Genomic DNA, 20,662 nt, shown 5'->3' with positions numbered 1-20,662 from the left:
ATGCCCCTTCTCCAGGAGTACTCATGTTCTCTGGCCTCAACAAACACGAAGCAAAAAAACTGGCTGCTATTGAGATTCTGAAAAGAGACGATGCTGAACGGGATCGCGCTCTGGGGGAATTTGCCTGGCTGGCCAGTAAAGTCATGGGTGTGTCGGGGTGTTTTGTCACCATTTTCGACGAAATATTTCAGTACATAAAATTCTCCGTCAACATTCCTGACCTTGCGGGCAAAATGCCCATTGAAGAGAGTATGTGCAAGCACTCAGTGGCCGCATGCAAACCTATAATCTGCTCTGACACCCGTCTGGACCCGCGCTTCGTCAGTCACCCTCTCGTCACCAATGGGCATGTCATTTTTTATGCTGCCGCGCCGCTCAAAACGAAAGAGGGGTTTGCGCTCGGCACGTTATGCGTCAGTGAAGAAAGCCCTTTCACGCCAACGGAAGCCCACATTGAAGAGTTTTTGCGCATTGCGTCTCTGGCGAGCGCTTACCTGGAGTCATGGTATTCGTTAGGCCGTATCGATCCCCTGACCGGTCTACCCAATCGCCAGCATTTGCGCAGTGAAATCGAGCGACTGACCGAAAAGGACGCCGACGCTGAGTACGGATTGCTGATTTTTGATTGCATTGACATCCCACGGGCTTACGAGCTTTCGCGCTATCTGGGTCTGGCGGCCATCGAAAAGATGCTCCATAGCTTTGGCCCGTTGCTCAGGATGCGTCTGCAATTAGATGACGCCGTGGCGTTGTATGCTTTTGCCACCGGGCGCTATGCCGTTCTGGTGAAAAAAGAGTATGCCCGGACCCTTATCCGCAGAGTCAAAAAACTGCCGTCGACCCGCGCAAGAATTACGGGAGAGGTGGAGGTTGAGTTAAATATATTCACCGGTTTTGTGCTTTTCAGGGGCCAGACGGTCACCACGGCCGAACTCCTTCGGCGCGGCGTCAGCGCGTTGCATGAGGCCATCAGACAGTCCATACCGGTTAAAGAATTTGACGTCAATCTGGACCAAAAGCGCAATGACGACTTCAAACTCCTTTATGATTTAGGCGAGGCATTCAAATCGTCGGGGCAGATTTTCCTGGTTTATCAACCAAAGATATTACTCCACTGCGAAAAAACGGTCGGTGTGGAGGCCCTGCTGCGCTGGACGCACCCCGAACGGGGGCCCATTTCGCCCACGGTTATTGTTTCCCTCGCACAGAAAACCACCTTGATGAACGACATCACCAACTGGGTCGTCGATGAGGTTCTGCGGCAGGTCACGTTATGGCGGGCAGAGAATATTCAGATACCGGTTTCAATCAACTTCACCGCCAGCGATGTCTCCCAGCCAGGCTTTGCTAACCACCTCGAAAGTAAATTGCTGAAACATGGCCTGACAACCTCAGACATCCGTATTGAGTGTCTGGAAACCGAGGAGATCATCGCCAACGAAACCGCACTCCAGGAGCTGGATATGCTTAAAATCAGGGGATTTAAAATCCTGCTTGATGACTTTGGCGCGGGCTACAGTAACATCAATTACCTGCGCAAAATTCCGCTGGATATCATCAAACTGGACCGCTCTATCATCAGCAAAATCACCGAAGATTTGGGCAGTCGCATCATCGCAAAAAATATTATCGCCATGCTTAAAGAGCTGGATTACACCGTTCTGGCAGAAGGGGTTGAAGATGAAGAGACGGCCAACATCCTGAAGGCCTTCGGCTGCGATGAAGCGCAGGGTTTTTACTTCTCCCGGCCGCTGATTGCAGAGGATTTAGTCGCCTGGCTTCGCAACCATCATTGAGGAAGTGCCCGGCGGCGTAACCGCCGTTAAACGCCGCCGGGCATGAGGCTTACAACGCTTTATTCTCTTCGGTGGCTTCCGCCGCCTCGACTTCACGGTACCAGCGCGGATGGTGTTTCTTCGCCCAACGACGGCTCACCTTGCCCTCAACCATTCCTTTGATCGAGCCTTTCACCCAGAACGCCATATATATGTGGATCAAAATGGCATGAATTAAGACGATGGCCGCCGTCGCATGCACCAGCAGGCTCCAGCGCACCACGCTAACAGGAAAATAGGACGAAAAGTAAGGCCGCCAGATAATCACCCCGGTCACCAGCAAGACAAAGATCAGGCTCATGATGCTCCAGAACATCATTTTCTGCCCGGCATTGTATTTGCCCACGTCTGCCACTTTGTGCTCATTGCCTTTCAGCACTTCAACAATGCCTTTAAACCAGGGGATATCCTGTTTGTCAGGGATGTTGTGATGCACGAAACGCACAAACATAAACATCAGCAGCACAAAAATCAGCAGACCAAAAAAGGGGTGCAGCAGTCGGCCCATTTGCGGTGTGCCGAAGGTTTGCGTCAGCCACTGTAGTGTCGGGAAAAACAGCGCGATGCCTGAAAGAGAGACCAGAAAGAAACTGATCACGACCGTCCAGTGGCAGGCCCTGTCGATAAACGAAGTGCGCAGGATCATTTTGCGTTTACTCATGGTCGTGCTCCTCTTCCTCATCATCCGTTTCCTTGTTTGGCCCGATACCGACGTAGTGATAGATAAGCCCGGCAAAGGTGGCGATAAAACCGGCGGCAGAGAGCGGTTTAAGGATCCCTTTCCAGAGATTCACCGGCATCGCAATCTGGGGATCGGCAGGCAGCCCGTGGTACAACTCCGGGCTGTCGGCATGGTGCAGCACATACATCACATGCGTGCCCCCCACGCCCTCTGGGTTGTAAACCCCCGCATCGGCGTAGCCGCGTTTTTTCAGCTGCGCTACACGGGTTTGCGCTACGTCAAGCATCTCTTTTTTGGTGCCAAACTGAATCGCGCCGGTTGGGCAGGTTTTCACGCAGGCCGGCTCCTGGCCCACGCTCACCCGGTCAACGCACAGCGTGCACTTGTAGACGCGGTTATCGTCCGGGTTGAGACGGGGGATATTGAACGGACAGCCAGCAATACAGTAGCCACAGCCGATGCAGTGTTCAGACTGAAAATCGACAATGCCGTTGGCGTACTGAATAATGGCGCCGGCTGACGGACAGGCTTTAAGGCAGCCCGGATCCGCACAGTGCATACAGCCATCTTTGCGAATTAACCACTCCAGTTTGTCGTTCTGCTCTGTTTCGCTAAAACGCATCACCGTCCAGGATTTCGCACTCAAATCCGTTGGATTGTCATACACGCCGTTGCAGTACCCCACCTCGTCGCGGATGTCGTTCCATTCAGAGCAGGCCACCTGACACCCTTTGCAGCCAATGCAGGTGGAGACATCTATCAGTTTGGCGACCTCGGCGCGGAAATCCCGCGCCTGAGGGGGAGGCGTAAAGCCATTGGTGGCTGAACGTTTAATAATATCCTGTGATTGCATAGACATTGATGGTCTCCCTCCCCTACGCCTTCTCGATGTTAACTAAGAACGCCTTGTATTCCGGCGTCTGTGAGTTAGCGTCACCCACTGATGGGGTGAGGGTATTGGCGAGAAAGCCCTTACGCGTCGCCCCTTCAAAGCCCCAGTGACACGGGATCCCAACGGTGTTAATGGACTTCCCGTCAATGGTCAGCGTTTGCAGGCGCTTCGTGACCACCGCTTTGGCTTTGATAAAACCACGCTTTGACATCACCTTCACCGTATCGCCTGCCACAATTCCTTTGTCTTTCGCCAGCCCCTCGCCAATCTCAACAAACTGATCCGGCTGCGCAATGGCATTGAGCCGGGCATGTTTCGTCCAGTGACGGAACAGTTCGGTTATCGAATAGGTGGTTGCTACGTAGGGGAACTCCTCCGCCTTGCCCATATTGGCCATGTCATCCCTGAAGATACGCGCCACCGGGCTGGAGACCACGTTCGGATGAAGCGGATTCGTGCCGATAGGCGATTCAATCGGTTCATAGTGTTCCGGGAACGGCCCATCATTCATTTTGTCGAGGGAGAACAGCCTTGCGACCCCTTCCGGGTTCATGATAAAGGGTCCGACATGGCTGTCTGGTGCCGAGGCGTTGTAGTCAGCCACGTCCATCCCTGTCCATGTTTTACCGTCCCAGTGCAGCAGTGCGCGTTTTGCATCCCAGGGTTTACCGGCTGGATCCGCCGATGCACGGTTGTAAAGGATGCGGCGGTTAGCGGGCCATGACCAGGCCCATCCCGGCGTACAGCCCAGACCATAAGGATCGCTATTATCGCGGTTGGCCATCTGGTTACCCTGCTCGGTCCAGCTTCCGCAATACACCCAACAGAAACTGCTGGTCGAACCATCATCCCGTAGCTGGGCGAAGCTGCTCAGCTGTTGCCCTTTTTTAGCGATCAACTGACCTTTGTCATCATAAAGATCCTGTAGCGCCTGACCGTTTGCCTCACGGGCAATCTCTTCCGGGTGCGGGTCACGAGGATCTTTGTAGTTCCAGGACATATTAAATAGCGGCTCGGGGTTCGCCCCGCCTTCCTGCTGATAAAGCTCGCGCAGACGCATGAACAGCCGCCCAAGGATTTTGCCATCATGCAGCGCTTCGCCCGGCGGCTCTGCCGCCGCCCAGTGCCACTGTAGCCAGCGGCCGGAGTTGGCAATGGATCCATCCTCTTCAGCAAAGCAGGAGGATGGCAGACGGAAGATTTCAGTTTTAATGCTCGTAGGGTCGACATCATTCATCTCCCCGTGGTGCTGCCAGAAATTCGAGGACTCCGTCACCAGCGGATCAATCACCACCATGTATTTCAGCTTTGAGAGCGCGCGCGAGGATTTGTTTTTGTCCGGGAACGCCGCCAGTGGATTAAAGCCCTGCACAATGTAGCCGTTGATTTTGCCTTCCAGCATCAGCTCGGCCTGGGTCATCACGTCATAGAGGCGATCCCATTTCGGTAACCAGTCATAGCCCCAGTTATTTTGCGCGCTGGCATGTTCACCCCAGAAGCTCTTCATCATGCTAATGAAAAACTTCGGTGTGTTCTGCCAGTAGTTGACCTCATTCACCCCTAACGCAGGCGGCGTGATTTGTGAAATATAGGTGTCGAAATCCGGCTGCTTTTCTGAAGGTAACGGCATGTAGCCAGGCAGGTTGGTGGAGAGCAAACCGAGATCCGTGTAGCCCTGAATGTTGGAGTGACCGCGCAGTGCATTGACCCCACCGCCCGCCATACCAATATTACCCAGCAGCAGTTGCAGCATGCCCGCAGCGCGGATGATTTGCGCACCGGCGGAGTGATGCGTCCAGCCCAGCGCGTACAAAATGGTCGCGGTTCTGTCTGGCACGCTGGTGCTGGCGAGGATCTGGCAGATGCGGATGAAGTCTTTCTCCGACGTTCCGCAGAGGCGGCTGACCATCGCTGGCGTGTAACGTTCGACATGGGTTTTCAACAAGTTCCAGACGCAGCGTGGGTGGCTCAGTGTGTCGTCACGCCGCGCATTGCCTTTCTCGTCCAGCTGATAGAACCAGCTCGACTTGTCGTATTGACGTTTGTTGCCGTCGTAGCCGCTGAACAGGCCGTCGTTAAACGCATAATCATCGCGGATCAGGAAGCCGGCATTGGTGTAGTGGCGCACGTACTCCTGCTGTACCTGGTTGTGCTCAAGGAGATAGCGAATAACGCCTAACAAAAAGGCGGTGTCGGAACCGGCGCGGATAGGTGCGTAGAGATCGGCCACCGCCGCACTGCGGTTGAAGCGGGGGTCAACCACTACCACGGTGGCATCATTTTTGGTCTGAGCTTCAACCACCCATTTGAAGCCAACAGGGTGCGCTTCGGCGGCGTTACCGCCCATGATCAGCACCACGTTGGCATTTTTGATGTCCACCCAGTTATTGGTCATCGCGCCGCGTCCGAAGGTCGGCGCCAGTGCGGATACGGTCGGACCGTGGCACAGACGCGCCTGGCAGTCGATCGCCACCATACCCAGCGCGCGGGTGAACTTACCGTCAAGCACCCCGGTTTCATTGCTGGCCGCAGACGAACACAGCATGCCGGTGGTGGTCCAGCGGTTAACCGTTAGCCCTTGTTGGTTTTTCTCAATGAAGTTGGCGTCACGGTCATCTTTCATCAGACGGGCGATGCGGTTAATCGCCTCATCCCAGCTAATGCGCTGCCATTTATCCGAACCGGGTGCGCGGTATTCTGGATATTGCAGGCGGGTTTCTGCGTGGATGTAATCCAGCACTCCCGCCCCTTTTGGGCACAGTGAACCCCGGCTGACCGGATGATCCGGATCACCTTCCACGTGATAAATGCTTTCTCTGACGTTTTTGGCGTTATCGCCGAGGCTGTACATCAACATGCCGCAACCCACTGAGCAGTAGGTGCAGTTATTGCGTGTCTCTTTTGCTTTTAAGAGTTTGTATTGACGGGTTTCCGCAAGCGCGGAAAAAGATGTTAAAAATCCGAGAGATGCAACAGTGGTTCCTGCCATACCGCCCGCGCAGATCCGAAAGAACTGCCTCCGGCTGAATTCCATTTATCCTCCAGCTTAAAACTTAAGACTCGAAAAGGGAGGCAGATTATAGGGTTATTCGCCGTCATTGACCATTACCCCGGTGGGGTTATTGCGCGCCATCGACCAGGAATTCTGGACGAAATCACACATACCGGGCCAGGGTTCCTATACTTACCGCCGGAGGTCGTTAATGAGAACGTTTTTAAAATCTTTATTCGCCAGTCCCGACACCCTGCTTCAGGTGATGAGTCATAGTGAAATTCAGGACGCCATCGAAGATGGGGAACGGATAGTGGTTGATGCCGATGGAAATACCTCGGTCAATATCCGTTGCCAGAAAGTCCAGGAGGACTTTAAGCGGCACATTGAAGCACTGAAGAGGGCATAGGGATGGGTACGGCAATTTTTATGGTCATGATGGTGTGCGGCTACTGGTACAGTTCCCACGATCTCACCACCCGTTTTAAATTCAAACGTAGCTTTGGTTGGGATGTCTATTTTCTGGTGGCGCTGTACGGCTGCATTTTTGTCTTACAGGGGATGTTCGCGACGGCCATCCTGTGGCTCTGTTTGCTCATCAGTTCAACGGTAATGAACGCGTTGCCGGGCGCATTCGGCCCGGAATATCATCACTGGCATATGTCCTTTATGAACTGGACCTTCTTAGGTATTCAGGGGCCGGTCGTTGTGATGCTCGCCTTCGCCGTGTTTTTCTGTCTCTGGCGCTCAAACTGGGCACCGAGTGCGCGACTGGATACCGGCGGACGCAGGGAGTTATATAAGCATCTTTCTCGTGCCAATGGTGTGGAAGGCCTTATCTATCAGTGTATGGAGAGTGGCGATCTGGCATGGATTACGCTGACATCGCAGCGGATTTACATCGGAATGGTGCATACCGCCACGTTTGACAGTGGAGAAGCCAATAATATCGTTTTGATTCCGATGCTGAGCGGCTATCGCGATCGCACCACCCTGGACCTGCGGGTAGAACACAACTACAGCGCCTGGTACGAATCACACGATCTCGACATTGATGCGGCACTGAATTTTCGCAAAGTAATCATGCTGTCGCAGATTGAGAGTTTATCGCTCTTCCACCCGGCGCAGGTTATGGCGATGGGCATCCATAAAGCGCAGGATGCCCACTCAGAGGCTTAAAGCCAGTTACGCCCTTGCGGCGTCGGCTCAGTGCGGTCCGGTAGCGGCATGTCGATGGGCAATGAGGCCAGATGTGCCGCCCACAGGTCCGCAATCCATTTAACGCCACGCGCGGTAAAGCGCGCCTGTGACCAGGTGCGCTGATTTTCTGCCACACCGTCATGCACGGTAAAATACCCCGCCTGAATATGATGCTTCGCAGGCATCAGCACACCGCTTACACGCTGCATGATATTGCGCTCAAGCAAAAATTGACGGAAGTCTGGCTCTTTGGCCTTAAGCATTTTGCAAAGCTCACGAAAGCCCAGGTCTTTTTCCACTTTAACAAAGTCGTCAAAGAAGGCGGCCTTCGGGAACATCAGGGCCAGTTGCTCTTCCGCACGCTGGCGCTTTTCGTACTGTTCTGCCCAGGCATGAGCAGCCGCGGCAGGATTCGTAAAGTCCGGCAGACTAATGGCCTGTTCCCGTGCCTGCCAGCGATCAAGCATATCCGCCGTAAAGCCAGGTGAGAGCCGCGCCACGGTCAGCACCGAGTCTCGCTTGTTAAGCAAAAACTCCTGACGCATCTCCCCTTCGCGCTCATAAAGCTGTGTCTGCACGGGCTGCGACAGGCGCTGAGCCGTTTCAAGACTTTTTACCATGCGCTTCACTTCGGTGTGGGCTATCCCTGTCAGCTTAGCGATTTCACGGCTGCTCATGGTAGGCATCCGCTCGTTCGAATTGAGAATGTCCAAAGGAATCACCATATCGTTCACCACTCATTCATGCTCACATAACAACCTGTAGAAAGAATAACCAATACCTGTTTAAATATCCAGTATAATTTTTAAGCTAAGATAAAATAGACGAGCCGTTGCACAAATAACCCGCCACCGGAGGACACTGTCATGATCGTCATATGCAAGGCCTGCGGCACCTCCTATGCTTCATCCGGTTCAAAACCACAGCGTTGCAACCTCTGTGAAGATGCCCGTCAGTTTGTCCCCGCAACCGGCCAGGAATGGATTGATTTACCGGCGCTGCTGGCTTCACACGCAAACCTGTGGCGACAGCAAGACGCTAATCTCCTGAGCATCACCACCGTGCCCGCGTTCGCGATTGGTCAACGCGCTTTTCTTCTGCGAACCGCTGAGGGCAATATTCTGTGGGACTGAATATCGCATCCCTGCGTTAAAGGGTTGGCGCAGGAGGCGCCATGGATGTTGAGTTTTACTCACCCTTACCCGCCGTTTTTATCGTTTTTCAATTAACAGACCGTCGCCAATAATTATCCCTTAGCCTCCTCATTACCTGACGTCGGGCCGGGGATAATATTGCACGCATTATTTTTTGCCGTCAGGAAATCCAGGGCGCCGTCTATTTTCTGCGTCACCAGACTTAAAAGATGAAATAGCGGATGCCGGGAAGGAAAAAGAGACGTTGGCCTTCGTTATTCGTGAAAAAATGCTCGCCCTGAGCAGGCTTGTGCCTGAGAAATATAAAACGCAGGCAAATCTTCTTTATTTTCGCCCCGATTGGTCAGCAGGTGAAAAATTGGTTATCATCCGCACCCACTCTCCCACCGGGCTGTCTGATGTCTACCCTTTTTGATTCTTTTATCGCCCCGCCGTGTCATGATGAGATTGAGATCCTCTCTCAGGACGCGCACATGGTGATTATCAACAAACCCAGCGGGTTGCTCAGTCTGTCAGGGAAAAACCCACAAAACCTCGATTCCGTGCATCACCGGCTGGTCAGCATTTTTCCCGGCTGTACCCTGGTTCACCGCCTTGATTTCGGCACTTCAGGTTTGATGGTGGTGGCGCGCACCAAAGCCATTAATGCAGCCCTGTGCCACCAGTTCAGCCAACGCTCGGTGACAAAAGTTTACAGCGCCCTGCTCTGCGGGCATCTGGAGCATAACGAGGGGGTTATTGATGCGGCGATTGCCAAAGATCCTGCCTTGTTCCCGTTGATGTCGATTTGCGCAGTTAACGGCAAACCGGCGCGATCACGCTATCAGGTGGTTGAGCGATATTTGCAAGAGATGCCGGGAGAAAAGCCTTTGCCCGTCACGCGGGTGATGCTTACCCCGGAGACCGGACGCACCCATCAGTTGCGCATCCACTGCCAGCACCTGGGCTACCCTATTCTGGGGTGTGATTTATATGGCGGTCGGCTGCTGCCGGGTACTGAACGCACACCACGGCTTATGCTTCATGCCAGCGAGTTGCATTTGGTACATCCCGTGAGCGGTGAGCCCATCAGGATGCGTCACGCCAGCCCGTTCTGAAGCGTCAGCGCACCGCGCCACTCCCGGCGCGGCTAAGAGGGGTTTACCACATCAAATCATCAGGGATTTTGAAGTCGGCATAAGGATCGTCTTCATCCTGAATATCCTGACTGAGCGCACTGTTCAACACAATAAAGCTCGCATCGCGCTGGGCAATTTTGTCGGCAACGACTGCCGGAATAATGGCGTATTGGCTCTCGCTGCTGTTATCAACAACCAGTCGCGCAATGGCAAGACGGCCATTGATAAGCTGGGTCTGGGTCTGTTTATCTACCACTACTTTTTTAATCAGGTTGTTATCGGTGAAGTTAAAGTCAATGTTGCCCTTTGCAACGCTGATCCTGTTCATCTCAATCAACTGTTTGACCTGCGCTTTGTACTCTTTGGTCAACGCGGCCTGTTTTTGTTGCTCACTCAACTGCTTGTCGCGCTCAAGCTGCGCCTTTTTATTTTCTTCGACCGCCTCGCGTGCCTCACGCGCCTGTACGCGTGATTTTTTCGCTGTTCTCTGGACTTTGGCCATTTTTTTGCTGGTGACGAGGCCAGCTTTGAGCATCTGCTCTTGTAAAGTGAGTTTTGTCATCTTCGTTTCTGAACCAGGTGAAAAATTTAGGCAAGTATACCTGTATTTTGCGCGGCTGTGGCGGGGGGATTCTGTTAGCGCTCTTTATTGTCGGCATGACTGACGTGAGTCCAGGGCCAGGCTGCGGCCCCGGTTCAGGGTAACACTGACGCGACATTACACCGGCATTGAGAAGCTCGTCACTTTGTCCGTCTGCGGGTCGATAGAGATAATACAAATAGCAAAGTTGCCGCCCAGACGGTCTTTACGGTCGGAAATTTTTAGGTTGTAGGTTTCAGAGAATGAGGTATACCCGGAGGAGTTCGATTCATTGAGTTTGAAGCCTACCAGATCTTCGAAATAAGCGCGTGACTTCCCGACGCTGGTTTTACATTGTTCATTGGTGATGGTGCCAACCTTTCTCGACGTCGTTGTCGTCTGACTGCTGCTGCTCGTACTTTTAGTATTCAGCGCAGTATTCACAGCTTTCATTTGATCGCTGACCGTTTTCTGAAAATCTGCGCAAGAGGCGGACAGTAAAACCATGCTGCATATTAACAACTTTTTCATTGTATTCCTTACAATAATTAACGTCATTTGTCAGCGGGACAGTATAAATTTTACAATTCGGTAACTCCAGAAAATATTTACCTGACCAATACAATTCAGGCTACCAATATTGGTGGGCCGTTTTATCTTTAATTCAACCCGCGTTTAATCCGCGAAATCCAATTTGATACAGCGGAATAAAACATCGCGAAATATCGCCATGTCCAACGCCTGCGATTATTTACGGCGCCGACATCAACCACGGTTAACTGATGTACAACGGAAGTTTTCCTCCACTTTGTAAGGCGCCAGAAGGTCCGGGTGAATGAACCAGGCCATGCCTGCCTGTTGGTTATGGCGATGACGATGCTGGACGCGCCTGCCTGAATGCGTATGATTATCAGTTTCGTCAAAGCAAGGAATGCGCATGCGCACATGGTTACGTTGTTTCTCTGCCCTTCTGCTGTGGTTTAGTGCGACGACGCTCGCCAGTGATATCACATCGTCCATACCGCTAATTACGGTTGAAACCGAAGGCACCGGACCGGATGTCATTCTCATCCCCGGTCTCGCGTCGTCGCGCAGCGTCTGGGACGGTGTGTCTGCCGAATTAAACGCCCATTATCGACTGCATAAAATCCAGCTTGCGGGCTTTGCCGGGCAGCCGCCCGTGAGCCGGGAGGCAGGAGAATTCGTAACCCCCGTCGCGCAGGCGATTGCCGATTACATCCGCCAGCACAAACTCTCTCACCCGGCAATTATCGGCCATTCGCTGGGGGGTGAAGTTGCCCTGATGTTGGCCGCACAGCACCCCGATCTGCCGGGCCGTGTAGCAGTTGTTGATGCGCTGCCCTTCTTTAGTCTGATGTTTAATCCGCAGGCGACGACGGCGTCGGTTACCCCGCAAGCCAGCCAGTTTCGCCAGATGATGATCGCCGCGAGTAAAGACGATTTTGCCCACCAGCAGCAGCAAGGTATCGCGCGACTGGTCAAAACTGAATCGGTGCGCGAGCAGCTGGTCAACGCCAGTCTTAACTCTGATCGACAGACGCTGGCTGATGCTACCTTCGACATCATGACGCTGGATTTACGTCCGCAACTGCCCAACATCCGGGTTCCGGTTACCGTCCTGTACGCGTGGGATCCGCTGTATGGTCTTCCCGCCGCACAGGTCGATACGCTGTATAACCAATCCTATGCCGCGCTCAACGGCGTGAAACTGACGCGCATCGACAATAGCTTCCACTTTGTGATGTACGATCAGCCGGTCGAATTTGCAGAGCAAGTGAAGGTGTTTTTACAGCAGAGATAGTCCCTTTTGCTGGACGGCAGCGGTGAAAGCGTTGGCGAGCACGCAGATCCCCTCTCCTCTTTGGGGAGAGGGTCAGGGTGAGGGGAAACATGCGGCTCTGAAAGTCTTTCCGTTCACCTTATGTTCCTTGCTTTTCTATAACGCCAGAACCTGTGAACGTGCCAGGGTGGTTCACCGCCACCACCCTGGCGACCCGGGCTCCCGGCCAGGAAAATCGCCGCTGGCGCGGTCCACTACGCGTATTCCTTCAGGCTTATCGGGGACGGGCGAAGGAAACATCCGTGTAAAGTCGCCCTCGCCGCGCATCCCTGCGCGTCGCCCCGGCCTTGCGGATACGCTTCGTCGATTTTCAGCCGGACCCAGTCACCGCTGACACTTTTTTATTCTCATTGCACTGTGTTATCGCTGTAAAACCTAACTCATTCAGAGCTCCCTCAGCCGATGGGGTGAGCGGAAACCCCGCCACGATGGTGCGATGAACACGCCTTTAATGACTTAAAATCTGCTCCAGGAATTGCTGAGTGCGAGGATGCTCCGGCTGACTAAAGAAGCGCTCTGGCGGGGCCGTCTCCACAATCTTACCGTCAGCCATCAGAATCACCTTGTCCGCCACGGTGCGGGCAAAGCCCATCTCGTGGGTCACCACGATCATCGTCATTCCGCCATCGGCGAGATCCAACATCACATCCAGCACCTCTTTGATCATTTCCGGATCGAGTGCGGAGGTGGGCTCATCAAACAGCAGAATTTCCGGCTCCATACATAACGCGCGGGCAATCGCGACACGCTGCTGCTGGCCGCCGGAGAGCTGTAACGGGAACTTATGCGCCTGGTTGGCGATATGCACCTTTTCCAGGTAGTGCATCGCCAGCTCTGTTGCCTGTTTCTGGCTGAGTTTACGCACCAGGGTGGGTCCGAGCGTGAGATTATCGAGTACGCTCAGGTGCGGGAACAAATTAAACTGCTGAAACAGCATACTGATGCTCTGACGGATACGATTAATGTTGCGCACGTTGTCGTTCATCTCGATGCCATTGACCAGAATCTGCCCCTTCTGGTGCTCTTCCAGACGGTTAATGCAGCGAATCAGCGTCGATTTGCCTGAACCTGACGGCCCGCAAATCACCACCCGTTCGCCTTTATTCACGGTCAATGAGACATTATCGAGCACGTTGAATTTGCCGAACCATTTGCTGACGGCATTAATTTCAATAACGGGACGTGGAGACATCAGGCGTTTCCTTCTGCAGTGCGACTGGCATCAATGCGCTTCTCTACCCAAATGGCGTAGCGGGAGAGCATAAAACCAAAGACGATATAAATGGCCGAGATAAAGACGTAGGTTTCGATGTAATAACGCCGCCATTGCGGATCCTGCATCACCGCGCTGGTCGCGGTCAGCACATCGAACAGGCCGATGATTATCACAAACGAGGTGTTCTTCATCGCGGCAATAATGTGGTTGGTCACCGCAGGCAGACAAATGCGTAGCGCCTGCGGCAGGATGATTTTGGTGGTGGTATGCCAGTAGCTGAGATTCAGCACTGCGGCGGCTTCATACTGCCCGCGCGGCACCGACTGCAATCCTCCCCGGATCACTTCCGCCTGATAGCAGGCGAAGAACAGCGCGATGCCCACGATAATACGCAGCAGCTTGTTAATTTCCATGTCGGTGGGTAAGAACAACGGGAAGATATTCACCGCCACAAACAGAATGGTGATCAGCGGCACGCCGCGCAGCCCCTCAATAAAGATAACCGACAGGCCGCGCAAAAACGGCAGTGGCGAACGACGGCCCAACGCCAGTGCCACCGAGACCGGCATACCGATAATCACCGTCCCCGAGAACAGCAGCAGCGTCAGCGGCAGACCACCCCAGTCCGCGGATTGCACCGCCGCCAGCCCAAACACGCCACCGCTCATCAACACGGACATGACCACCAGCGAGACGCCCCACAGCGGCCACAAAAAGCGTGAATGCCAGCAAGCCGGGGAAAGCGACAGCACCACGCTCGCAAACCAGATAACCATGCACAGCGCCGGACGCCACTGCTCCTCATAGGGGTAAAGTCCAAACAGGATCGGTCGGTATTTTTCGCCAATGACCGCCCAGCAGGCGCCGGCAGCGGCGCGGCACTCCGCCACACCACCAGCAAATACCGCATCGGTGATGCCCCAGCGTACCAGCTTACTGCCCACAAACAGGATCAGCGTCAACAGCAGCAGCGTAAGCACCGTTTGCGCGAGGCTGCTGAATAAATTACGCCGTAACCAATAAATCGCAGAATGTTGCATGCTCTCTTCCTCAACGCTCTTTAATGGCGACGTAACGGTTAAACAGGTTCATCAACAGCGACGTCGAGCCGCTGATAATCAGATACACCACCATCATGATGGCGATCGCCTCCAGCGCCTGGCCGGTCTGGTTCATCAGGGTGTTGGTGATGTTGGCAAGTTCGGGGTAGCCCACCACCACCGCAATGGAACTGTTTTTTGCCAAGCTCACATACTGACTGGCCAGCGGCGGCACCATCACGCGCATTGCCTGCGGCATCACCACATGGCGAACCACGTGCCAGGGCGATAGTGACAGCGAACGGGCAGCCTCAAGTTGCCCTTTTGGCACCGACTGGATCCCGGCGCGGACAATTTCCGCAATAAATGCCGACGAATAGAGCGCAATGCCCAGCAGTAACGCGGTGAATTCAGGACTGACGGTAAACCCGCCCTTAAAGTTGAACCCACGCAGTTCCGGCTGGTTCAGCGCATGCGGCGCGCCTGTCAGCCACCAGGCCAGCAGCGGCAAGCCGATGATCAGCGCCAGTCGAATTCGCCTCACGGGAATGATGCGGCCTTTGTGCTCACGCAGGCGTCGCGCCAGTACCGACAGCCCGGCACTCAGCAATACCGCGAGGATGAGTGCGTACAGCACTGCGAGCCAGCCCGGATGTCCCTGTAACACGGTCATTGTCAGGCCGCGATTGGTGAGAAAGCCAAAGGTGCCTAAGTCAATCGCCTCCCGCGGTGACGGTAGGTTGCGGATGACGACCGACCAGAAGATGACCTGCAAAATCACCGGCACGTTACGCAGCAGTTCGACGTACCCTTCCGCCAGTTTGACCAGCAGCCAGTTTTTCGACACACGCCCCAATCCGACGAAAAAACCGAGTGTGGTCGCCAAAACGATGCCGCACAGCGTGACATAGAGGGTGTTCAGCAAGCCGGCCAGTACGGCGCGAGCGTAGCTATCACGCGGCGTGTACTCAATCAGCGTTTCGCCAATCGCAAACTGCGCGCTCTGCCCGAGAAAGCCAAAACCGGTGGCAATCCGCTGGGTTCGCATGTTCGCCACCACATTGGTGTAAAGCCACCAGGAGAAGCCCGCCAGCAGCGCGGCCAGCAGAAACTGGTAACACCAGGCACGCGTGGTCTTACTCCCCAGCAGCGTAGAGAGACGGAACCCGGCCATTTTTGCGGGCGTTTCGGGGGTTAAAATGTACGCATTGGCGTTGTCAGTCTGTTTCATCATGTCAGGATCGTAGAGCCAGTATCAGCAGCGCCCCCGTGGGGGCGCATCAATTAACGAATGGGCAAGCCGTACAACAGACCACCGTTGGTCCACAGATTGTTCAGGTCACGCTCCAGCGGTTCACTGCTCTGCGGCCCGAAATGGCGGTTGTAGATATCGCCGTAGTTACCCACCTGTTTCACAATGTTGTAAGCCCACTGCTTATCCAGCCCGAGTTTCTGACCGAAATCGCCGCTTGCGCCCAGTAACCCCTGCACATCCGGGTCGGCGGACTTCAGTTGCTCATCCACATTGGCCTGGTTGACCTTCATCTCTTCGGCGTTAAACGTGGCGTAGACCACCCATTTGACGATGTTGAACCACTGGTCATCGCCTTTACGCACCGCCATCGCCAGCGGCTCTTTTGAGTAGATGCCCGGCAGGATCACGTGATCGTCGGGGTTTTCCGCATCGAAGTTTTTCACACCCGGCAGCGCGACTTTGTCGCGGGCGATCACGTCACAGCGCCCGGCCAGGTAGGCCGCAACGTACTCTTTGTTGTTCTCAATCACCACCGGGGTGTAGTGCATATGGCGGGAAGCGAAGATCTGCGCCACGTTCTGTTCGGTACTGCTGCCTGGGGTGATACAGACCGTTGCGCCATCCAGGTCTTCCACTTTCTTCACGCCGCTGTTGGCGCGAACCATAAAGCCCGTGCCGGTGTAGAAGTTAGGCGGTGCAAAATTCAGCCCCAGCGAGACGTCGCGGGTCAGCGAGGCGGTAATGTTACGTGACAGCAAATCCACCTCACCCGACTGGATCGCCGGGAAACGTTGTGCCGTTGAGAGCGGAGTAAAGCGCACTTTTTTCGCATCGCCTAACACTGCTGCCGCCACGGCGCGGCAGAAGTCGACGTCCAGCCCTTCCCAATTGCCCTTGTTATCGATAGAAGAAAAACCGTGACGCGCCGGGTGCACGCCGCACACTAACTCACCCCGCGCTTTGATTTTGCTCAGCGTGTCGCCACTTGTCGCCGGGGCGTCTTCGGCCAGCGCCTGGCCTGCCAGAGTGGTTAATGCCAGCAGCAGCGCTGAGGCAAAAAATGTGTTTCTTTTCAGCATGTCTGTTCCCTTATTACTGCCTGTTATTGTGTTTTAAACGGCGGCCTGCCCGATGGGCGGACCGCTTATGGTGTTGGTAAATTCGTGGTTCTGGCAAAGAAAGAATTCGCCAGAGCAAATACATAAAGAATCTAACGCAGCCAACCCTGCACCCCCTGCCAGAGCAGTTGCAGACTAAGCAGCACCATCGTCAGACGAAAAGCCACGCGAAAAAGCTTTTCCGGTAAATTGTCGAGCATCCGGGTGCCAAGCCAGGTGCCGAGCGCACCGCTGGCGACCATCATCACCAGCACCGGCAGCCAACTCGCCCAGGCAAAACCCATCAGGCCGAAGGCCAGGATTTTTAACCCGTGCTGTAGCACCATGCAGGTGGCATGAGTGGCAATCAGCGGCTGCTTTTTCAGCCCCTGAGAGCTGATAAGCCCTGCCACCATCGGCCCGGTGGCACCGACTATCATCGTGCCGATACTGCTGACCACACCGCCCAAAACAAACAGTCCACGGTTGAGCGGTTTGGCTTCGCCGCGTTTGCGTATCACCGACCAGAGGATAAATAGCCCCAGCGCAATGCGCGCCACGCTGTCCGGGATGATGGCCGCCACCGGCGCACCGAGGGCAATACCCACGGCACTGCCGAGTAAAAACCACAGCACCAGCGGCCAGACGACGTGCACACGCTGAATAAGCGTGCGGCTAAAGTTTGACCCCAACTGCACCATACCGTGCACCGGCATCAGGCTGCTGATAGGCATACCCAGCCCCATCACCGCCAGAAGTACCGTGCCCCCTCCCAGCCCCATCGCCGCGGTAAGCGCCGAGGTCATAAAACTACAAGCCACCATCACGGCGGCAAACGTCGGGCTGATTTCAGCGGGGATCCATTGCCAGGTCATCGCCGCTCCGCTTAACGGTAATCATCATTGAGTAAACGCCCATAGAGCGCCTGCGCCTCGGGTGCCGTCAGCACGCGCCGGGCGCAATCGAGGAATTTTTCTTTCAGCAGTCCTTCCGGCAAGGGGAATTTCGGGCTGGAGCCGCGCGCGCCTTCAACGGTTTTGCGGAACTGACGCCCGTCAGTCGTGGTGAGAGTGACAAACGCCGTGTGGGTGACCGGCTCATTGTGGGTCGTCAGCGTCACGCGATTCATCAGCGACTGGGTGTGTGGGTCGGCAAAACGTTGCGGGTCAATAAAATCATCCAACGTCAGCGTGCCGGTGACAAAGGCCCGCGCCACGCAATAGTGCAGGCTGAATTTGCCCGCCAGCGGGTTTTCCGGTTGCGGAATATTGATATGCGGGAAGCGAATCGGATGGACCTGCACCTCAATGCGTTCAATATCGTCAGAGGTCAGTTCCGTCTCGTCGCGCAGCGCAAGCACACCGTCCAGCGGCGAAAGGATCGCGTAGCAGCAGGAGAAGTATTTGAAGTTGTTGCTCTTTTCGGTATCGAGGATGAAGGGCGTACCGGTCCAGGCTTCGGTCAACGGCGTGGCATCTGCGTTTTCACGGCCATTGAAGACGTTAAAGTAGCCGTGATGATGCTCAAACGCCGTTTTACCCGCTGTAAAGCCCTCTTGCGCCAGCAGCACTGCCATCACTGCGCTGCGCGCCGCCTGACCCACCACTAACGCTTTGGTTTCGCTGCCGAAATTTGACTTGATGCCGGAGGAGAGTGACGCACTGATAGAAAGCGCTGTTGCCGTCTGTGCTTCATCCAGTCCCAGCAACACCGCGCAGGCTGCCACCCCGGCGAAGAGCCCCACGGTAGTGGTCGGATGCCAGCCATGACGGTACTGGAACGGGCTGACCGCTTTGCCCATCCGCACTGCGGTCTCATAACCTGCCAGATAAGCGCGCAAGATAGCCTCGCCGTTCAGTTCACGGTCATCCGCCAGCGCCAGTAGTGCGGGTAAAACGGCGACAGAGATGTGCCCATGCAGCCAGGAGTTTGAGTCATCAAAATCCAGCAGATGCGAAGCCGTGCCGTTTAACAGCGCCGCATCCAGTGGGTTCAGCTTCAGATCGGTGCCAAAAATACGGCTTTTACCGGTGGCAGCCGAAGGCACCACCACGCGACGCAGCTTACTCGCCCCCTCCTGCACGCCACCGGCAAGGGTCACGCCAAGCGTATCGATAATCGCCGTGCGCGCCTGCTCGTAAGCCGCGTCTGAAAAGCGCTGGCCAGAGAACGCCAGCAGGTTTGCCGCAAAGTGTCGGGCTACGGTCATGAACAACATTCCTTAAATTCAGTGTTAGCCAGCCAGTAAGGCGGTGATTTGCGCCAGTGCGCCGGGGCGTTCAAAGTTCGCGGCAGCCTGGTAAAGTGCATCGCTGCGCAGGACACCGAGCACCGGAATAGTGAGGGAATCAAATTTTGCACGCAGTTCGGCGTCGGTAAGGGGGTTTTGCGGGTGACCACGGTAGACCTCGGTCCGGGCGTGCAGCACCTCACCATCATCCAGCCAGAGATCAATAAATGCTGAACTGGCCGACTGGCCGTCTACGGCGTCGATCTCAAGACGGGTCAGCAGCGCGCGGGCCGCCGGATCGTCCACGGTCTGTTGGGTAAAGTCGGTGTCGGTCAGGCCATAACCTGAAAGCGCCAGCGCTATGCAGTGCGGTATGCTGAATTTACTCTCCAGCGGCGTGGTCGGATTGAGGATACCGGCGTTGACCATTCCCATCGGGTGCACTTTAGCCGCGATGCGCGCGATCGCGCGCCCTTTAAGCTGCGGATAAAGTTTGCGCGCGGTTTCAATCGAGGCATGGGTACCGCGGCAGCTGGCGTAGAGCTTGTAGCCATTGGTCAGCAACTCCCAGCTCTCGCCAAAGTCCAGCGGCGGAATTTCAGCGCTGCCGTCCTGGATAAAGTTTTTCACCCAACCGTCGGTTTCGTAGAAATGGTGGGCCCCCACAAAGCCTTCGGCAGCGAGCTGTGCGGCCAGAATGCCGTCCATTGCGGCTTTACCGGCATGGAAGGGTTTTCCGTGCGTGCCAGAGGATTTTTGCAGCCCGCCCATCATGGTGGCGGCGGCACCGAGGGCGTTGCCGATCTGCTCTTGTGACAGGCCGAGTATGGAGGCGGCAACCGCTGCGGCCCCTGCACGCCCCACAACGGAAGTCGGGTGGAAGCCTCGGCGCTGTAAATTACGCCCCACGCCCGGAACCCAGCCACCGCCGAGTTTCGCCATCACTTCAAACCCGGCAATAAAGGCGTGTAGCACGCGCACTTCACTCACCGGCGTGGACTGCGCCATTGCCAGCGCCGTCGCCCAGCACGGCCCGCCAGGGTGGCCGGAACCGGCCGGGTGGGTGTCATCATAGTCGGCCGCGTGCGCCATCGTGGCATTGATCATCGCAGCCAGACCGGGCGTGGTGGTTTCGCCGAGAATAACGCGCGCCTCACCCGAGGCGTTCCAGACCCTGGCAACCTGACGGACGGCGTTGACCGCATCGTCATTTACCGCCCCAATCGCCACGCCCAGATGGTCGATCAGGGCACGTTTCGCTTCATGCAGCACGTCAGCGGGTATCTTCCACTCATGAGCGTGATGAATGAAATGGCTTAACTGCTCGCCCCGGCTGTTGACGCTTGATGTGATGCCTGTTGTGGTCATTGGTTTTCCCTGGTGCTGGCAAAAAATCTCATAAAACATGCCAGTGCAATATTGAATTCAATTGTATACAATGAAATACATGCTCAACATAGCAGGCCTGTTAACCACCTCAAAAGACAAAAAATGGATAAGCTAAGAACAA

The 20,662-nt window shown here is 55.1% G+C and carries 19 protein-coding genes and 1 pseudogene; 7 read left to right on the top strand and 13 right to left on the bottom strand.

Going from position 1 to position 20,662, the window contains the following annotated elements; translation table 11 throughout:
* Positions 1-23: 23 nt before the first annotated feature.
* A complete protein-coding gene (locus ACUY4Q_RS10690; RefSeq protein WP_458046992.1) occupies positions 24-1,796 on the top strand; it encodes a sensor domain-containing diguanylate cyclase in 1,773 nt (590 codons plus the stop codon).
* Positions 1,797-1,845: 49 nt separating this feature from the next.
* On the opposite strand, the gene fdnI is transcribed toward ACUY4Q_RS10690, so the two are convergent.
* The 3 genes from fdnI to fdnG are packed head-to-tail and all read right to left on the bottom strand — an operon-like array spanning position 1,846 to position 6,443.
* Complete coding sequence (fdnI, locus tag ACUY4Q_RS10685) at positions 1,846-2,496, bottom strand: formate dehydrogenase-N subunit gamma (protein ID WP_458046991.1); 651 nt, start codon at positions 2,494-2,496, stop codon at positions 1,846-1,848.
* A complete protein-coding gene (gene fdxH / locus ACUY4Q_RS10680) occupies positions 2,489-3,376 on the bottom strand; it encodes a formate dehydrogenase subunit beta (protein WP_458046990.1) in 888 nt (295 codons plus the stop codon). The genes fdnI and fdxH overlap by 8 nt, the downstream gene beginning before the upstream one ends.
* 16 nt (positions 3,377-3,392) lie before the next feature.
* Positions 3,393-6,443: a formate dehydrogenase-N subunit alpha gene (gene fdnG, locus ACUY4Q_RS10675; RefSeq protein WP_458046989.1), complete on the bottom strand. Its 3,051-nt coding sequence runs from the start codon at positions 6,441-6,443 to the stop codon at positions 3,393-3,395.
* 169 nt (positions 6,444-6,612) lie between these two features.
* Here fdnG and ACUY4Q_RS10670 point away from each other — a divergent pair, with 169 nt between their 5' ends.
* Positions 6,613-6,810 (top strand): hypothetical protein, encoded by a 198-nt coding sequence (locus tag ACUY4Q_RS10670; protein WP_458046988.1) that lies wholly within the window; start codon positions 6,613-6,615, stop codon positions 6,808-6,810.
* Between the two features lie 2 nt (positions 6,811-6,812).
* Positions 6,813-7,580, top strand: coding sequence for a hypothetical protein (locus ACUY4Q_RS10665; protein ID WP_458046987.1), 768 nt, complete (start codon positions 6,813-6,815; stop codon positions 7,578-7,580).
* Here the strand turns inward: ACUY4Q_RS10665 and ACUY4Q_RS10660 are convergent.
* Positions 7,577-8,326 (bottom strand): phage antirepressor KilAC domain-containing protein, encoded by a 750-nt coding sequence (locus ACUY4Q_RS10660; protein WP_458046986.1) that lies wholly within the window; start codon positions 8,324-8,326, stop codon positions 7,577-7,579. The genes ACUY4Q_RS10665 and ACUY4Q_RS10660 overlap by 4 nt on opposite strands.
* Before the next feature lie 141 nt (positions 8,327-8,467).
* Here ACUY4Q_RS10660 and ACUY4Q_RS10655 point away from each other — a divergent pair.
* From ACUY4Q_RS10655 to ACUY4Q_RS10645, 3 genes and pseudogenes are all read left to right on the top strand, one after another.
* Positions 8,468-8,731, top strand: a pseudogene (locus ACUY4Q_RS10655) (MBL fold metallo-hydrolase); the annotation flags it as partial.
* Between the two features lie 178 nt (positions 8,732-8,909).
* Positions 8,910-9,170: a hypothetical protein gene (locus tag ACUY4Q_RS10650; RefSeq protein ID WP_458046985.1), complete on the top strand. Its 261-nt coding sequence runs from the start codon at positions 8,910-8,912 to the stop codon at positions 9,168-9,170.
* Positions 9,154-9,852: an RluA family pseudouridine synthase gene (locus ACUY4Q_RS10645; RefSeq protein WP_458046984.1), complete on the top strand. Its 699-nt coding sequence runs from the start codon at positions 9,154-9,156 to the stop codon at positions 9,850-9,852. Before ACUY4Q_RS10650 ends, ACUY4Q_RS10645 begins: the two co-directional genes overlap by 17 nt.
* A 43-nt stretch (positions 9,853-9,895) precedes the next feature.
* Here ACUY4Q_RS10645 and ACUY4Q_RS10640 read toward each other — a convergent pair whose 3' ends face one another.
* Positions 9,896-10,435, bottom strand: coding sequence for a DUF2058 domain-containing protein (locus tag ACUY4Q_RS10640; protein ID WP_458046983.1), 540 nt, complete (start codon positions 10,433-10,435; stop codon positions 9,896-9,898).
* A 156-nt stretch (positions 10,436-10,591) separates the two neighbouring features.
* Positions 10,592-10,984, bottom strand: a complete 393-nt coding sequence (locus ACUY4Q_RS10635; protein ID WP_458046982.1) for a hypothetical protein — start codon at positions 10,982-10,984, stop codon at positions 10,592-10,594.
* A gap of 406 nt (positions 10,985-11,390) precedes the next feature.
* Between ACUY4Q_RS10635 and ACUY4Q_RS10630 the strand changes: the two genes are divergently transcribed.
* Complete coding sequence (locus ACUY4Q_RS10630; protein WP_458046981.1) at positions 11,391-12,275, top strand: alpha/beta fold hydrolase; 885 nt, start codon at positions 11,391-11,393, stop codon at positions 12,273-12,275.
* A 487-nt stretch (positions 12,276-12,762) separates the two neighbouring features.
* On the opposite strand, the gene ACUY4Q_RS10625 is transcribed toward ACUY4Q_RS10630, so the two are convergent.
* The 7 genes from ACUY4Q_RS10625 to ACUY4Q_RS10595 form a co-directional block, all read right to left on the bottom strand.
* Positions 12,763-13,506 carry an amino acid ABC transporter ATP-binding protein gene (locus ACUY4Q_RS10625; RefSeq protein WP_458046980.1) on the bottom strand — a complete coding sequence of 248 codons (744 nt, stop codon included), beginning with the start codon at positions 13,504-13,506 and terminating at the stop codon, positions 12,763-12,765.
* Positions 13,506-14,570, bottom strand: a complete 1,065-nt coding sequence (locus ACUY4Q_RS10620; RefSeq protein WP_458046979.1) for an amino acid ABC transporter permease — start codon at positions 14,568-14,570, stop codon at positions 13,506-13,508. The genes ACUY4Q_RS10625 and ACUY4Q_RS10620 overlap by 1 nt, the downstream gene beginning before the upstream one ends.
* Before the next feature lie 10 nt (positions 14,571-14,580).
* On the bottom strand, positions 14,581-15,804 hold the full coding sequence (locus ACUY4Q_RS10615; protein ID WP_458046978.1) for an amino acid ABC transporter permease: 1,224 nt from the start codon (positions 15,802-15,804) through the stop codon (positions 14,581-14,583).
* A 50-nt stretch (positions 15,805-15,854) separates the two neighbouring features.
* Complete coding sequence (locus ACUY4Q_RS10610; RefSeq protein WP_458046977.1) at positions 15,855-16,904, bottom strand: amino acid ABC transporter substrate-binding protein; 1,050 nt, start codon at positions 16,902-16,904, stop codon at positions 15,855-15,857.
* Between the two features lie 131 nt (positions 16,905-17,035).
* The gene (locus ACUY4Q_RS10605; RefSeq protein WP_458046976.1) at positions 17,036-17,797 is read right to left on the bottom strand and encodes a sulfite exporter TauE/SafE family protein; all 762 of its coding nucleotides are present in this window, start codon (positions 17,795-17,797) and stop codon (positions 17,036-17,038) included.
* Positions 17,798-17,808: 11 nt separating this feature from the next.
* Positions 17,809-19,131: an MmgE/PrpD family protein gene (locus ACUY4Q_RS10600; protein ID WP_458046975.1), complete on the bottom strand. Its 1,323-nt coding sequence runs from the start codon at positions 19,129-19,131 to the stop codon at positions 17,809-17,811.
* A 24-nt stretch (positions 19,132-19,155) separates the two neighbouring features.
* Positions 19,156-20,520, bottom strand: a complete 1,365-nt coding sequence (locus tag ACUY4Q_RS10595; RefSeq protein WP_458046974.1) for an MmgE/PrpD family protein — start codon at positions 20,518-20,520, stop codon at positions 19,156-19,158.
* Positions 20,521-20,662: the final 142 nt, after the last annotated feature.

Source organism: Phytobacter cepae (assembly GCF_054165735.1).
Note: the sequence above shows the minus strand (reverse complement) of the source record. Positions and strands in the feature narration are given on the sequence as shown.